Annotated in this window: 14 protein-coding genes; 5 read left to right on the top strand and 9 right to left on the bottom strand. The window is 63.8% G+C overall.

Annotation, left to right across the window (positions count from 1 at the left end; all coding sequences use genetic code 11):
- Positions 1-2: 2 nt before the first annotated feature.
- The 6 genes from dtd to ACFOMF_RS07895 form a co-directional block, all read right to left on the bottom strand.
- The gene (gene dtd, locus ACFOMF_RS07920; RefSeq protein ID WP_386363319.1) at positions 3-440 is read right to left on the bottom strand and encodes a D-aminoacyl-tRNA deacylase; all 438 of its coding nucleotides are present in this window, start codon (positions 438-440) and stop codon (positions 3-5) included.
- Positions 440-1,411: a prolyl aminopeptidase gene (pip, locus tag ACFOMF_RS07915; RefSeq protein WP_386363316.1), complete on the bottom strand. Its 972-nt coding sequence runs from the start codon at positions 1,409-1,411 to the stop codon at positions 440-442. The genes dtd and pip overlap by 1 nt, the downstream gene beginning before the upstream one ends.
- Positions 1,412-1,576: 165 nt before the next feature.
- Positions 1,577-1,831, bottom strand: a complete 255-nt coding sequence (locus ACFOMF_RS07910; RefSeq protein WP_386363313.1) for a hypothetical protein — start codon at positions 1,829-1,831, stop codon at positions 1,577-1,579.
- 67 nt (positions 1,832-1,898) lie between these two features.
- Positions 1,899-2,501, bottom strand: coding sequence for a DUF924 family protein (locus ACFOMF_RS07905; RefSeq protein ID WP_386363310.1), 603 nt, complete (start codon positions 2,499-2,501; stop codon positions 1,899-1,901).
- 3 nt (positions 2,502-2,504) lie between these two features.
- Positions 2,505-3,518 carry a class 1 fructose-bisphosphatase gene (locus ACFOMF_RS07900; RefSeq protein WP_386363307.1) on the bottom strand — a complete coding sequence of 338 codons (1,014 nt, stop codon included), beginning with the start codon at positions 3,516-3,518 and terminating at the stop codon, positions 2,505-2,507.
- A 105-nt stretch (positions 3,519-3,623) separates the two neighbouring features.
- Positions 3,624-6,089, bottom strand: coding sequence for a glycogen/starch/alpha-glucan phosphorylase (locus ACFOMF_RS07895; RefSeq protein ID WP_386363304.1), 2,466 nt, complete (start codon positions 6,087-6,089; stop codon positions 3,624-3,626).
- 152 nt (positions 6,090-6,241) lie between these two features.
- Between ACFOMF_RS07895 and ACFOMF_RS07890 the strand changes: the two genes are divergently transcribed.
- On the top strand, positions 6,242-6,637 hold the full coding sequence (locus ACFOMF_RS07890) for a YkgJ family cysteine cluster protein (protein WP_386363301.1): 396 nt from the start codon (positions 6,242-6,244) through the stop codon (positions 6,635-6,637).
- 13 nt (positions 6,638-6,650) lie between these two features.
- A complete protein-coding gene (locus ACFOMF_RS07885; RefSeq protein ID WP_386363298.1) occupies positions 6,651-7,100 on the top strand; it encodes a YiiD C-terminal domain-containing protein in 450 nt (149 codons plus the stop codon).
- 14 nt (positions 7,101-7,114) lie between these two features.
- On the opposite strand, the gene cysQ is transcribed toward ACFOMF_RS07885, so the two are convergent.
- Together cysQ and nudE are read right to left on the bottom strand one after the other, a co-directional pair.
- Positions 7,115-7,948 carry a 3'(2'),5'-bisphosphate nucleotidase CysQ gene (gene cysQ / locus ACFOMF_RS07880; RefSeq protein WP_386363295.1) on the bottom strand — a complete coding sequence of 278 codons (834 nt, stop codon included), beginning with the start codon at positions 7,946-7,948 and terminating at the stop codon, positions 7,115-7,117.
- Positions 7,945-8,511 (bottom strand): ADP compounds hydrolase NudE, encoded by a 567-nt coding sequence (gene nudE / locus ACFOMF_RS07875; protein ID WP_386363292.1) that lies wholly within the window; start codon positions 8,509-8,511, stop codon positions 7,945-7,947. The genes cysQ and nudE overlap by 4 nt, the downstream gene beginning before the upstream one ends.
- Positions 8,512-8,653: 142 nt before the next feature.
- Here nudE and yrfG point away from each other — a divergent pair, with 142 nt between their 5' ends.
- The 3 genes from yrfG (at position 8,654) to ACFOMF_RS07860 (ending at position 12,199) form a co-directional block, all read left to right on the top strand.
- On the top strand, positions 8,654-9,322 hold the full coding sequence (gene yrfG / locus ACFOMF_RS07870; protein ID WP_386363289.1) for a GMP/IMP nucleotidase: 669 nt from the start codon (positions 8,654-8,656) through the stop codon (positions 9,320-9,322).
- An 84-nt stretch (positions 9,323-9,406) separates the two neighbouring features.
- The gene (locus tag ACFOMF_RS07865; protein ID WP_386363286.1) at positions 9,407-11,590 is read left to right on the top strand and encodes an ATP-binding protein; all 2,184 of its coding nucleotides are present in this window, start codon (positions 9,407-9,409) and stop codon (positions 11,588-11,590) included.
- Between the two features lie 141 nt (positions 11,591-11,731).
- The gene (locus tag ACFOMF_RS07860) at positions 11,732-12,199 is read left to right on the top strand and encodes a YMGG-like glycine zipper-containing protein (protein ID WP_386363283.1); all 468 of its coding nucleotides are present in this window, start codon (positions 11,732-11,734) and stop codon (positions 12,197-12,199) included.
- Between the two features lie 87 nt (positions 12,200-12,286).
- Here ACFOMF_RS07860 and ACFOMF_RS07855 read toward each other — a convergent pair whose 3' ends face one another.
- Positions 12,287-13,831 carry a phosphoenolpyruvate carboxykinase gene (locus ACFOMF_RS07855; RefSeq protein ID WP_386363280.1) on the bottom strand — a complete coding sequence of 515 codons (1,545 nt, stop codon included), beginning with the start codon at positions 13,829-13,831 and terminating at the stop codon, positions 12,287-12,289.
- Positions 13,832-13,980: the final 149 nt, after the last annotated feature.

The following is a 13,980-nucleotide window of genomic DNA, read 5'->3' as shown; positions in this document are numbered from 1 at the left end:
ACTCAGCTCTCCAGCAGAAAGGTCACCGGGCCATCGTTCTGCAAGTGCACCTGCATGGCGGCGCCAAAGCGGCCTGCGGCAACCTGTGGATGACGGTCACGGGCCTGTTCCAGCAGATAGCGATACAAGGCTTCGCCCTCCTCGGGCGGGGCAGCACTGGAAAAGCTCGGCCGCAATCCACTGCGGGTATCGGCGGCAAGGGTGAATTGCGAGACCAGCAACAGACCGCCACCGATATCCTGCAAGGACCGGTTCATCTTCCCCGCATCGTCGGCGAACACGCGATAGCGCAACAGCTTGTGCAGCAACTTGTCGGCGCGCGCCCGGTCATCTCCCGCCTCGACCCCCACCAGCACCAGCAATCCCTGATCGATAGCGCCGAGCAATTCGCCGGCGACCTCCACCCGCGCATGGCGTACCCGCTGGATCAGCGCTTTCATCAGGCATCGGCCGGCGGCAGCTCGAGCAGGCGGCTGGCCATCTCCATGGAGGCGCGTACCAGAGCATCGGTGATTCCCGGCTCGCTCGCCGAATGGCCAGCGTCGCGAATGATCTGCAGCTCGCTGTTGGGCCATGCCTGGTGCAACGACCAGGCGTTGTCCAGCGGGCAGATCACGTCATAACGGCCATGTACGATGATGCCCGGCAGGTGGGCGATGCGGTTCATGTCGCGCAAGAGCTGGTTGGGCTCAAGGAACGCGTCGTTGACGAAGTAGTGGCATTCGATGCGCGCAATGGACAGTGCCCGGTGGGCGTCACTGAAACGGTCGACCACCTTCGGATTCGGTCTCAGCGTGGCCGTGCGCCCTTCCCAGCAGGACCATGCCTTGGCCGCGCCCATCTGGGCAATCTGGTCGCTGCCGGTGAGGCGCCGGTGATAGGCCTGCATCAGGTCAGCGCGCTCGTCGGTGGGAATCGGCGCCAGGTAATCCTGCCAGTAATCCGGGAACAGCCGACTGGCGCCCTCCTGATAGAACCAGTGGAACTCTTCCGGCCGGCAGAGGAAGATTCCGCGCAGAATCAGGCCATGCACGCGTTCCGGATGCGCCTGCGCATAGGCCAGCGACAAGGTCGAGCCCCAGGAGCCGCCGAACAGCACCCACTTGTCTATGCCGAGGTGCTGGCGAATGCGCTCCATATCGGCGATCAGGTCCTGGGTGGTGTTGTTCTCCAGGCTGGCATGGGGTACGGAGCGACCGCAGCCGCGCTGGTCGAAGGTCACGATGCGATAGAGCGTCGGATCGAAGTAACGGCGGCTGGCAGCGTCACAGCCGGCCCCCGGGCCGCCATGCACGAACAGCACCGGCAAGCCGTCCGGAGATCCGCTCTCGTCCACATAGAGCACATGCGGCTGATCGACCGCCAGCTCGTGCCGGGCGTAGGGTTTGATCTCCGGATACAAGGTGAACATTGGCAAACTCCTGATCGGCTACCGGGGCTCAAGGGCGAGCGCGAGACATGACCGCATCATAGCGAGGATTCTTGCCGCCGGCATGCTGCAGGTCATGTCGGTGGCAGGCCACCGGATTCGCGCGGACGCGGTCTGTCGCGGCTTTGTGCAGAGGCGGCGGATGGGTCAATCGAGCCCCTTGGCGGAAAACATCATGACCCGATCGTTTTCGAAGTGGACCTGAATGAAGCGCTCGGTATTGCCCCAGCGGCAACTCGGCCGTGTCAGGGCGCCGGCGCACTCGGTGGGCCGACCCAGCAGGGCGATCACCTCGGGGCGCGGCATGCCGACCTCCAACTCGGCCAGGTCTTCCACGCTCACCTGGCCACAGGCGGCCAGCAGCACGGCGGAAGCGATGAGCAGGGCAGGACGCGGCGACATGACAGGATCCTTCGTCAGGAGCAAAAAGCGACGCCTCTATAGAGCCGCAAAATGCCGCTTAGTGCGTTCAGAAGCGCGATCCGGGCTGGGCGAGAAACGCCTGTTCGGCATCGGTCGAAGGGCGGTCGAGTATCTTGTTGCGATGGGGGAAACGACCAAAGCGCGCGATGACATCCCGATGCCGCAGTGCAAAGTCGGCAAAGTCGTCGAAAAGCGGTTGCTCAGCCGGCTCGGCGATATCGCGCAACATGGCGAAGTAGGCCAGCGCCTGCTCCTGGGCGGCCAGGTTCTCGCTGTGCTCCAGCACGAGGTAGACGAAGACGCGCTGGATGGGCGGCAACAGCATATCGCCACCCTGGACCAGGCCATCGCGGACCAGTTGCTGGGCACGCTCGTCTCCGGCAAAGGCAGCCGGCGTCCCGCGATAGATCATGCGTGGCAGTTGATCGAGCAGCAGAATGAGAGCAAGCCAGCCCTGGGGGGCCATGGTCCAGTCATCCAAGCCGCCGGCCAGTGCCTGATCGGTGAGCGCGGCGAAGTGCTCGCGCGCCTCGGCATCCTGCTCGGGCCGGTAGCCAAACCAGAGGCGCTGTTTTTCAGCGGCGATCTCCACCGCCGTGGCACCCTCGCCAAACCACCAATCCAGCAAGGGCTGCCAAGGCGTGAGCACCGGTCAGGCCTGGTTGTGGTAGCCGGTGACGCGTTCGACTTCTTCTTTCGACCCGAGGAACACCGGCACGCGCTGATGCAACGCCTCAGGCTGGACGTCAAGAATCCGCTGGGTGCCGGTAGTGGCCGCCCCGCCGGCCTGCTCGACGATGAAGGCCATCGGGTTGGCTTCGTACATCAGCCGTAGCTTGCCCGCCTTGTCCGGCTCGCGGGCATCGCGGGGATACATGAACAACCCGCCGCGGGTAAGGATACGATGGACGTCGGCCACCATGGAGGCAATCCAGCGCATGTTGTAGTTCTTGCCCAGCGGGCCGTCCGCACCTGCGAGCAATTCGCTGACGTAGCGCGTCACCGGGGGCTCCCAATGGCGCTGGTTGGACATGTTCACAGCAAATTCGGAGGTGCTTGGTGGAACCTGCATGTGCTCGTGAGTCAGAACGAAGCTGCCCAGCTCCCGGTCCAGGGTAAAGCCCTTCACGCCCTCGCCCAGGGTCAGCACCAGGGTGGTCTGCGGCCCGTAGAGGGCATAACCGGCTGCCACCTGACGGTAACCCGGCTGCAGAAATGCCCGCTCGGCCAGGGCATCGTTCTGGCTGAAGCAGTCGTCCGGGCAACGCAGTACCGAGAAGATGGTACCGACAGAGACGTTCACGTCGATATTGGAGGAGCCGTCGAGGGGATCGAACAGCAGCAGGTAGGCGCCCTTGGGATAACGCCCGGGAATCTGGTAGGCCTTGTCCATTTCCTCGGAAGCCATGGCGGCCAGGTGTCCGCCCCATTCATTGGCTTCCAGCAGGATCTCGTTGGACAAGACATCGAGCTTCTTCTGCACCTCGCCCTGAACATTCTCGGTGTCCATGCTGCCAAGTACACCACCAAGCGCGCCCTTGGAAACCGCGTGACTGATCTCCTTGCACGCCCGGGCCACTACCTCGATGAGAAATCGCAGATCCGCAGGGGTATTGTGGCTTCGGGTCTGCTCGATGAGGTAACGGCTGAGGGTTACGCGGGACATGGGGAGGGCTCCGTCAATGGAAATGGGCGCAGTTTAGCGCGTCTCACTAAACAATACCTTTCTCTGACCGGAGCGAGCCGGTCAGAGTTCAGTGCCCTCCGGTCTTCAACCCTCGGTCGGCGGCAACACCTTCCAGATGTCGCTGGCGTACTCCCTGATGGTCCGGTCCGAGGAGAACCAGCCGGTACGGGCGCTATTGAGCACCGAGGAGCGCCACCAGCTGTCCGCATCGCGCCAGCGTGCCTCGACCTCGAGCTGCGCCTGCCAGTAGGCCTCGAAATCGGCGCAGACCAGATAGGTGTCGTGCCAGGTGATGCTGTCCACCAGGCCGGTATAGCGGCCCGGGTCGTCGGCGGAGAACGCGCCGCCACGAATCGCCGAGAGCACCTCGCTCAGCCGCGGCGAACCAATGATGCTCGCCTCGGCATTGAATTCGCCAGCGCGTTTGCGTGCATCGACCTGCTGGGCGGTAAGGCCGAAGATGAACATATGATCGAGTCCGATCTGCTCGCTCATCTCCACGTTGGCGCCGTCCAGTGTCCCGATGGTCAGGGCGCCATTGAGTGCGAACTTCATGTTGCTGGTGCCGGAGGCTTCCAGCCCGGCGGTGGAGATCTGCTCGGACAGGTCGGCCGCCGGAATGATGCGTTCGGCCTTGCTGACATTGTAGTTGGGGATGAACACCACCTTGAGCAAGCCACGTACGGTCGGATCGTCGTTGATGGTCCGCGCGATGTCGTTGGCCAGCTTGATGATGAGCTTGGCCTGGTAGTAGCTTGCCGCCGCCTTGCCGGCAAGTATCTTCACCCGCGGCACCCAGTTTCCGCCCGGATCGGCGCGGATCGCCTGGTACAACGCCACGGTGTGCAACAGATTGAGCAACTGCCGCTTGTATTCGTGGATACGCTTGACCTGCACGTCGAACAGCGCATGGGGGTCGATCTCGATGCCCATGGTGTCCTTGATCTGCGCTGCCAGCAGACGCTTGTTGTGCAACCGCTGGGCGGCGAAGCGGTGCCGGAAGTCGGCGTCCTCGGCGAAAGGCTCGAGATCGCGCAGGCGGTTTTCCGGATCGTCCAGCAATTGAGGCCCCACCGCCTCCACCATCAACGCGGTCAGCTCGGGGTTGGACTGGTAGAGCCAGCGGCGGAAGGTGATGCCGTTGGTCTTGTTGGTGATGCGCTGGGGATACAGGCCGTGCAGATGGGTGAACACGGTCTTGCGCATGAGATCGGTGTGCAACGCCGACACACCATTGACCCGGTGCGAGCCGACAAAGGCAAGGTTGCCCATACGTACCCGGCGACCGTTGTCCTCCTCGATCAGCGACACCGCCCGCAGTAGCTCGAAGTCATGGACCTCGCGCGCGCGCAGGGCGTCGAGGTGGTTGGCGTTGATCATGTAGATGATCTGCATGTGCCGAGGCAGCATGCGCTCCATGAGGCCCACCGGCCAGGTCTCCAGCGCCTCGGGCAACAGGGTGTGGTTGGTGTACGAGAGGGTAGCGACCGTCAGGCGCCAGCCGTGCTCCCAGCCGTAACCATGCACGTCGACCAGCAGCCGCATGAGCTCGGCCACAGCGATTGCCGGGTGGGTATCATTGAGCTGGATGGCGGCGAACTCGGGCAGGTTGTCCAGGGTACCGCGCTGCTTCAGATGCCGGCGCAGCAGATCCTGCAGCGAGGCGGCGACGAAGAAATACTCCTGCCGCAGCCGCAATTCCTGGCCCGCCTCGGTGCTGTCGGCCGGATACAACACTCGCGAAATGCTCTCGGCGCGCGCCAGCTCGCTGAATGCTCCGATATGGTCGCCTGCATTGAAGCGCTCCAGATGGAAGTCCGCCTCCGGCCGCGCCCGCCACAGGCGCAGGGTATTCACGCTGGCGCCGCGCCAGCCGACGATGGGCGTGTCATAGGCGATCGCCCGGACCCCCTCGGCCCAATTCCAGAAATACTGGGGCTTGCCCTGCTCGTCGGGTACCGCGACCACGTTGCCGCCAAACCCGATCAGGTAGCTGACCTCGGGACGCTCGAACTCCCAGGGGTTGCCGAAATCGAGCCAGGTTTCGGTCTGCTCATGTTGCCAGCCATCGACGATCACCTGGCGGAACAGCCCATGCTCGTAGCGGATGCCATAACCGTGAGCGGCAACCCCCAGAGTCGCCATGCTCTCCATGAAGCAGGCGGCCAGACGACCGAGACCGCCGTTGCCCAGCGCCGCGTCGGGCTCCAGCGCACGAATTCGCTCGAGGTCCACGTTCAGCCCATGCAGAGCCTCGCGGGCGATATCGAGGATGCCCAAGTTGCTCAGGCTGTCGATGAGCAGGCGCCCGATGAGAAACTCCAGGGAGAGGTAATAGACCCGCTTCTTGCCCTGTTGGTAGGACTTGCGGGTATGCGCCATCCAGCGGTCGGTGGTCTGATCACGAGCCGCAAGCGCGATGGCCTCGAACCAGTCGTGATCGAAAGCGTGCTCCGGATCCTTGCCCACCGAGTAGGTGAGTTTCGAGAGGACAGCCTCACGAAAGGCCGATACGGCTTCGGGATCGAGAGCGTTGGACTCCTGCGTCATGAATAGACCTCGGGCAAATTGGATCGAGGAGCGGGCGACCCCGCAGCTATGGGCAGCCCAGCGATAATTCTGGTCATTTCGACATCCTTGAGGCTGGAAATTCCGTACACGCTCGCTATCATCCCGCCCCCTGCCTGCAGATGACCAGCATTATGAAGAACCCTGTGATCGCGGCCGCCGACCCGGACCGCCTGGACACCTGGGCACGCTACCATAACGGCCTGTGCCGGGGCTGCCATGCCACCTGTTGCACGCTGCCGGTCGAAGTCCGCCTGGACGATCTGATCCGCATGGAACTGGTCGACCCGTTCGAGCGCGACGAGCCTGCCAAAAGTGTAGCCAAACGGCTGAGCAAGGCGGGCGTTATCGAACGCTTCAATGCAAGGCAGGAGGTTTTCACGCTCGCTCGCGGGAGCAGCGGGGACTGCCTCTACCTGGACCCCAAGACCCGCCTTTGCGGCATCTATTCCAAGCGGCCCGACACCTGCCGCAACCATCCGCACGTCGGCCCGCGCTCCGGGTACTGCGCCTACCGACCCAAAGCCTAGCGAGGAACCATCCGTGACGCCTGCCCAGCAGCTGCAAACCCTCCTGCACCGTGATATTCCACTGACCCGCGCGATGGACCTGCAGGTCGTCGCTTGGCAGGCCGGCGAACTGCGCCTGCGGCTGCCGCTGGCCGGCAATACCAACCACACTGCCAGCATGTTTGGCGGCAGCCTCTACAGCGCGGCAGTGCTGGCGGGATGGGGCTGGTTGCTGCTGCGTCAGTGGGAAGCGGGCATCGACGACGGGCATATCGTGATCCAGGAAGGTAGCATCGAATATCCGCTGCCGGTGTCCGGGGACGCCGTGGCCGTGTGCGCAGCGCCCACCGATGAACGTTGGCAGCGCTTCGAAAAGACCTATCGCCGCAGGGGACGCGCCAGGCTGCAGCTGGAAACTCGCATACTCGACACAGAGGGTGCCGAGGCCGTGCGCTTTCGTGGCAGTTACGTGCTGCACCGCTGAGACAGCGCCTGGGCTCAGCGGCGCGTCCCTTCGGCGCTCTGCGCCACTTGCAGCAGCCTGGCCGCCCAACTGACCCCCTGCGGCAGAGCCACGAAGTTCGGGTTCAGGTAATCGGCGCGCGACTCGTAGCTCAGCGCCCGACCATCGACGCGCAGCAATTCGCCCCCGGCCCCTTCGAGCACCCCCTGAGCGGCCGCAGTATCCCACTGGGAGGTCGGCCCGAGCCGGGGATAGCAGTCCGCGGCGCCTTCGCCGACAAGGCAGATCTTCAATGAACTGCCGACCTGGACCAGCTCCAGGTCGCCAAACGCTTGTTGCAGATCCTCGACCATCCTCTCCTGGGCCGCACTGGAGTGCCGCCGACTGGCGACCATCACCCGTGGCTCGGCCGTTTGCTCGCGCACCCGCAGGGCGACCGGTGGTTCGTCGCGATCCATCCGCCATGCGCCGAGCCCTCGGCCGCCGTAGTAACAGCGGCCGGTCGCCGGTACGCCAACCACGCCGAACACCACCCGCCCGTGCCTGACCAGCGCCACGTTTACGGTGAACTCTTCGCTGCCGACGATGAATTCCTTGGTGCCGTCCAGCGGGTCCACCAGCCACCAGCTGGACCAACCGGCGCGCTGCGCCAGCGGCAGGTCACAGGCCTCCTCGGAGAGTACCGGGATCTGAGGATCCAGCGCCTCCAGGCCAGCCACGAGCACAGCATTGGCCGCCAGGTCCGCCTCGGTAACCGGAGAGTCGTCCTGCTTGCGCTGCACGTCGAGTTCACTTCGCCAGTACGGCAGGATGGCGTCGCCCGCGGCCATGACCAGTTGCCTTACCGCATCGGAATAGGGGTGGATCACAGGGGAAACTCTCCTCGCTGAATGAGCAGGTCACGCGCCAGATAGAGCGCCGCCAGGGCCCGGCCCTCGCTGAACTGGGGGTTCTGCAGCAATTGCGAGAGCTCGCCCAGATTGACCTGGTCGACCCTCAGGGGCTCCGGCTCGTCGCCAGGCAGATGCTCGGGATAGAGATCCTGCGCCAGCACCACCTGAATCTTCTGACTCATGTAGCCAGGCGACAGTGACAATTCACCCAGGTGTTCCAGGCGCCGGGCGCCGAAACCGGCCTCCTCCCTGAGCTCGCGGTTGGCAGCCACCAGCACGTCCTCGCCCGGCTCGACCAGCCCCTTGGGCAGCGACAGCTCGTAGGTGTCGGTGCCGCCGCAGTATTCCTCGACCAGCAGGGCATGTGCGGCATCGGCCAGCGCCACCACCATCACCGCGCCGTAGCCGGAGCCCCGGCTGACCAGACGCTCGTAGGTACGCTCGACGCCGTTGCTGAATCTCAGCTGCAGTTCCTCCACGCGGAACAGCCGGCTGGACGCGACGATTTCACGCGCGAGCACGGTGGGTTTCTGGCGCATGGAGCACCCTCCGACAATAACGAGGCAGGTATCATAGCCTGACTTTGCACAACCGCCGCGCACCACTTACCATCAGTGCAGACCACAGGCAGTCGCCAACTGCCGCGACGTGGGTCCTTCATTTTCGCCTGCCGAGCGTGCCATGACCGTACCCCTGCCCTGGGCCGAGATCGATACCGTCCTGCTCGACATGGACGGCACGCTGCTGGACCTGCATTTCGACAACCATTTCTGGCTGCAATACCTGCCCCAGCGATACGCTCAGCGGCATGGCATCAGCCAGGCGATGGCCGAGATGGAGCTCGCGCCGCTGTTCGAGCGCACCCAGGGCCGACTGGCCTGGTACTGCCTGGACTACTGGACGGCTGAACTGGACCTCCCGCTGCGCGAGATGAAGCGGGAAATAGCCGACCGGATCGCCCTCAGGCCCGGTGTCGACAGCTTCCTTGCGTTCCTCCGTCAGACCGGCAAGCAGGTCGCGCTGATCACCAACGCCCATCCTGATTCGCTGTCACTGAAGCTCGAGCGCATCGAACTGGCACCCTGGTTCGACCGCCTGATCAGCTCTCATGAATACGGATTTCCCAAGGAGGAGCAACAGTTCTGGTTTTGCCTTCGGGAAGACCTGGGCTTCAACCCCGAGCGCGTCCTGTTCATCGACGACAGCCTGCCGATCTTGCGCAGTGCACGCCGCTTTGGTATTCGCCATCTGCTCGCCGTCAGGGAACCCGACAGCCGGCAGGGGGTGAAAGACACCCAGGAGTTCTCCGCCATGGAAGACTATTGTGAATTGACCAATCGCCTGGCGTGAACCGCCAGGCCTAGGTACGACCATGCAATGCACAGGAGCGTCGTCCGAGAATAATCGGCGCCACTCCAGGAAAGGGAATCTCCAATGACATACCAATGGCCGAGCGGTAACGGCGCAATGGCGGAAAGGATTCGCCAGCTCTACCAGGCCAGCCCCGGATCCGTTCCGCTCCTGACCAAGTCAGGCGGACTGGGTCACCTGCTGGATACTGCACTCGAATCCCCCCTGCCGATGTGCATCCTCTGGGGCGACGATGCCCTGCAGCTGTACAATGATGCCCATGCAGACCTGGTCGGCGACCAGCACCCGAACGCCCTCGGCGCACCGGCAGCCCGGTCCTGGGGCCAGGACTGGGCACTTCTGACGGAGGCCTGGCAAGCGGCACTCCGTGGCGAATCATCGCTTCTGCGCCGCTGCAGCCTGCGGATCCGTCGTCGGGGCAAGGGCATCGCCACCTGGTTGGACATGGCCTTCAGCCCCATTCGCCAGGATGGTGTCGTCGCCGGGGTACTGCTCTGCCCTGTCGACGTCACCGAGCAGATGCAGAACGAGGCTCGCCTCAGCGAGGCGGCCTTCCATTACAAGCTCAGCGCCCATAACCACCGCCTCAGCGAGCAGCGACTGCAACTCGCCCTGGAAGCCAGTGACCTGCTGGGCATCTGGGACTGGGACCTGCGCGAAAGCGATTACCGTCAACAGCCTGACTTCTTCAGCCTGGTTCCGATGAACATGCCGGGCGCCACGCCCGGCCTCAGCCTGAAAAGCTTCACTGATCACATCCACCCGAGCGACCGCGAGCGCATGTTGGCGGCCATAGACCATTGCATCCACCACAGCGGGTCACTTGCCGAGCGCTACCGCCTCAACGGTATCGACGAGGAGGTGCGCTGGGCCTTTGCCCGAGGTCGCTGCCATTACGACGACCAGGGGACGCCTCTGCGCTTCCCCGGCGCGATCATGGACATCACCCGTCAGCAAGCCAGCGAAGAAGCCCTGCGCCAGAGCGAGGCGGAGCTGCGCGAACTCAACGAAACGCTGGAAAGCCGTATCCAGGAGCGCACCAGTGCCCTGGCAGAAGTCTACGAGCGACTGCTGGCGGAAATGGCCAAACGCGAACAGGCCCAGGAAGCCCTGCGCCAGGCGCAGAAGATGGAGGCGGTCGGCCAACTTACCGGCGGTATCGCCCATGACTTCAACAACATGCTCACCGGCATCATCGGCGGGCTCGACCTGATCCAGCACTACATCAAGTCGGGGCGGCATAGCGAAACCCAGCGATTCATCGAGGCGGCGACCACCTCGGCCAACCGCGCCGCCGCGCTCACCCACCGCCTGCTGGCGTTTTCCCGCCGGCAACCGCTGGACCTCAAGCGGGTGGACCTGAACGCGCTGATCGAGTCGATGCGCGAGCTCTTCATCCGCACCCTGGGCCCGCACATCCTCATCCAGCCGGACCTCGACCACAGCGCCTGGGCAGCGATCAGCGACGAGAACCAGTTGGAGAGCGCCCTGCTCAATCTGGTCATCAATGCCCGCGATGCGATGCCCGATGGCGGAACCCTGCGCATTGCCACGCGCAACCTGAAACTCGAACCCGGCACTCGCCTTGGCGACCTGCCGCCCGGCCAGTATGTGGTACTCAGCGTCAGCGACAGCGGCTGCGGCATGTCGCCCAAGGTACTGGCCAGCGCCTTCGAACCCTTCTTCACCACCAAGCCGATCGGCCAGGGTACCGGTCTCGGATTGTCGATGATCTACGGTTTTGTCCGCCAGTCCGGCGGCCACGTCCAGCTGACCAGCGAGAGCGATGTGGGCACAGAGGTCAGCCTCTATCTGCCTGTGCACGAAGGCGAACTGCATACCGAGGAAGCACAGGTCCAGCCCGCACGCTCGGCCCTGGCACGCCAGGGCGAGGCTGTGCTCGTGCTTGAAGACGACGCCGCGGTGCGGCTGCTGGTGGTCGAGTTGCTCGCCGAACTGGGCTACGAAGTGCTTGAGGCGGCAGAAGGCGCTGCGGCCCTGGCCCTGCTCGAATCCCCGGCGCGAATCGACCTACTGGTATCCGATGTGGGCCTGCCCGGCATGAACGGCCGCCAGGTAGCGGATCTGGCGCGAGAGCGCCGGCCGGACCTGCGCATCCTGTTCATGACCGGCTATGCGGCTCAGGCCGCCAGCAGTGGCTTTCTGGAACCGGGCATGGATCTCATTAGCAAACCATTCACCGTAGACACCTTGATTCGCCATGTACAAGATGCGCTCGGGCGGTAAGCCCGCCCGAGCGCCCTGGCAACAAGCGAAGCGGAACTCAATCCCGACCAACGGTGTCTGACAGGAGATGTCAACAAGGGTTCGCCCGCCGCGAGAAGGTTCCGACGTCGGGCTTTCAGCGTCTCTTTACAGGAATGATGTATGAAGTATTCGTCTATGCTCCTGTTGTCCTTGAGCCTGGCTGGCGCGTCTGGCGCGATGGCCGGCAATACCACTGAAGCCGCTGTCGGCGGCGCCCTCGGCGGCACCCTCGGAACTGTCGTTGGCGAACACCTCGGCGGTTCGACCGGAGCCACCATTGGTGCCGGTGTCGGCGGTGCAGCCGGCAGCATGATCGGCGCGGACCGCAAGAGCCGCACCGAAGCGGCCATAGGCGGCGGCCTGGGCGCCGCAGGTGGCAATGTGATTGGCCAGCAGACCGGCGGCAGCACTGGCGGCCTGATTGGCGCCGCTGTCGGCGGCGCGGCCGGTGGAGCCCTGGGCAACATTTATGGCGGCGACGGCAAGAGCAGCAGCGACCGCAACCGCCGTCACCATGACAAGCCGCGTCACGCCAAACATCCCGGTAAAGGGCACTACAAGGAACAGTGGCACAAGCACCACCGCTGAAACCTAACCCCCCTGGCGCCCAGCGGCAGGGGGCAACGCCCAAACAAGAAGACCGCCTTTCGGCGGTCTTCTTGTTTCTCCCTCAGCTTACAGCTGCGGGCCTGCATCACGGATGGCGTCAGGTACATCGAACTTGTGGAAATTGTCGATGAACAGCTTGGCGAGCGCCTTGGCGGCTTCGTCGTAGGCGTCCTTGTCTGCCCAGGTATTGCGCGGGTTGAGCAGCTCGGTTTCGACACCCGGCACGCTGACCGGCACGCTCAGGTTGATGATCGGCAGTTGTTCGGTTTCGGTACCGACCAGCGCGCCGCTCTGGATCGCAGCGATGACCGCGCGAGTGGTCGGAATGCTGAAGCGCTTGCCGACACCGTAGCCACCGCCGGTCCAGCCGGTGTTGACCAGATACACCTTGGAACCAAAGCCATTGATGCGCTTGATCAGCAACTCTGCATACTCGCCTGCCGGGCGTGGGAAGAAGGGAGCGCCAAAGCAGGTGGAGAAGGTTGACTTGATGCCGCTGCCCGACCCCATTTCGGTCGAACCCACCAGGGCGGTATAGCCCGACAGGAAGTGGTAGGCCGCCTGTTCTTCGTTGAGGATCGAAACGGGCGGCAGCACGCCGGTCAGGTCGCAGGTGAGGAAGATCACTGCGTTCGGCTCACCGGCACGGTTGGCCTCGACACGCTTCTCGATCAGCTCCAGCGGGTAGGCGGCGCGAGTGTTCTGGGTCAGGCTGTCGTTCGTGTAATCGGGCAGCCGGGTCTTCGGATCGAGCACCACGTTTTCCAGCACGGCACCGAACTGGATCGCCTGCCAGATCACCGGCTCGTTCTTGGCGGACAGGTCGATGCATTTGGCGTAGCAACCGCCCTCGATATTGAATACGCTGCCCACACCCCAGCCGTGCTCGTCATCGCCGATCAGGTAGCGGCTCTGGTCTGCCGAGAGGGTGGTCTTGCCGGTGCCGGACAGGCCGAAGAACAGCGTGACGTCGCCCTCCTCGCCCACGTTGGCAGCGCAGTGCATCGGCAGTACGTCGACTTCCGGGAGCAGGAAGTTCTGTACCGAGAACATGGCCTTCTTCATTTCGCCCGCATAGCGCATGCCTGCGATCAGGACCTTGCGCTCGGCGAAGTTGATGATCACGCAACCATCGGAATTGGTGCCGTCACGCTCCGGATCACACTGAAAGAACGGCGCGTTGAGAATCTGCCATTCGCTGCGATCAGCCGGGTTGTAGGTTTCCGGATTGATGAACAGGCAGCGGCCGAAGAGGTTGTGCCAGGCGGTTTCAGTGGTCATGGAGACCGGCAGGTAATGCTCGGGATCGGCACCGACATGGACATGCGAGACGAAACGTTCGCGCTCGCCGAGATAGGCCTGGACACGCTCCCACAGCGGACCGAAACGGTCGGCCGAGAAAGGACGATTGATGCCACCCCAGGCAATCTTGCCCTGGGTGCCGGGCTCTTCAACGATGAAACGATCTGCAGGGGAGCGTCCAGTGCGGTGGCCGGTCTTGACAACCAAAGAGCCATTGGCAGCCAGCTCACCCTCTCCGCGCCGGACGGCCTCTTCGATCAGTTGAGCGCTGCTGATGTCGGTGTACACGGCGTTAGTGGGTTGCGTCATGAGAGTTCCCGTTCGGCTCCTGGCCGATTCCTCCAAGCAGGTCGTGGCTGAACATCATGTTCGCCACACGTCGAAAAGAGCGCTGAATTATGCCAGAAAAGGCAGCGCGCTGGATATTGAACCTGTGATAGCACAAAGGTTCCGCCCCG

It is taken from the genome of Stutzerimonas tarimensis (assembly GCF_042648805.1).
GTDB classification, from domain to species: Bacteria; Pseudomonadota; Gammaproteobacteria; order Pseudomonadales; family Pseudomonadaceae; genus Azomonas; species Azomonas tarimensis.
This window is presented reverse-complemented; position numbering and strand designations above follow the sequence as displayed.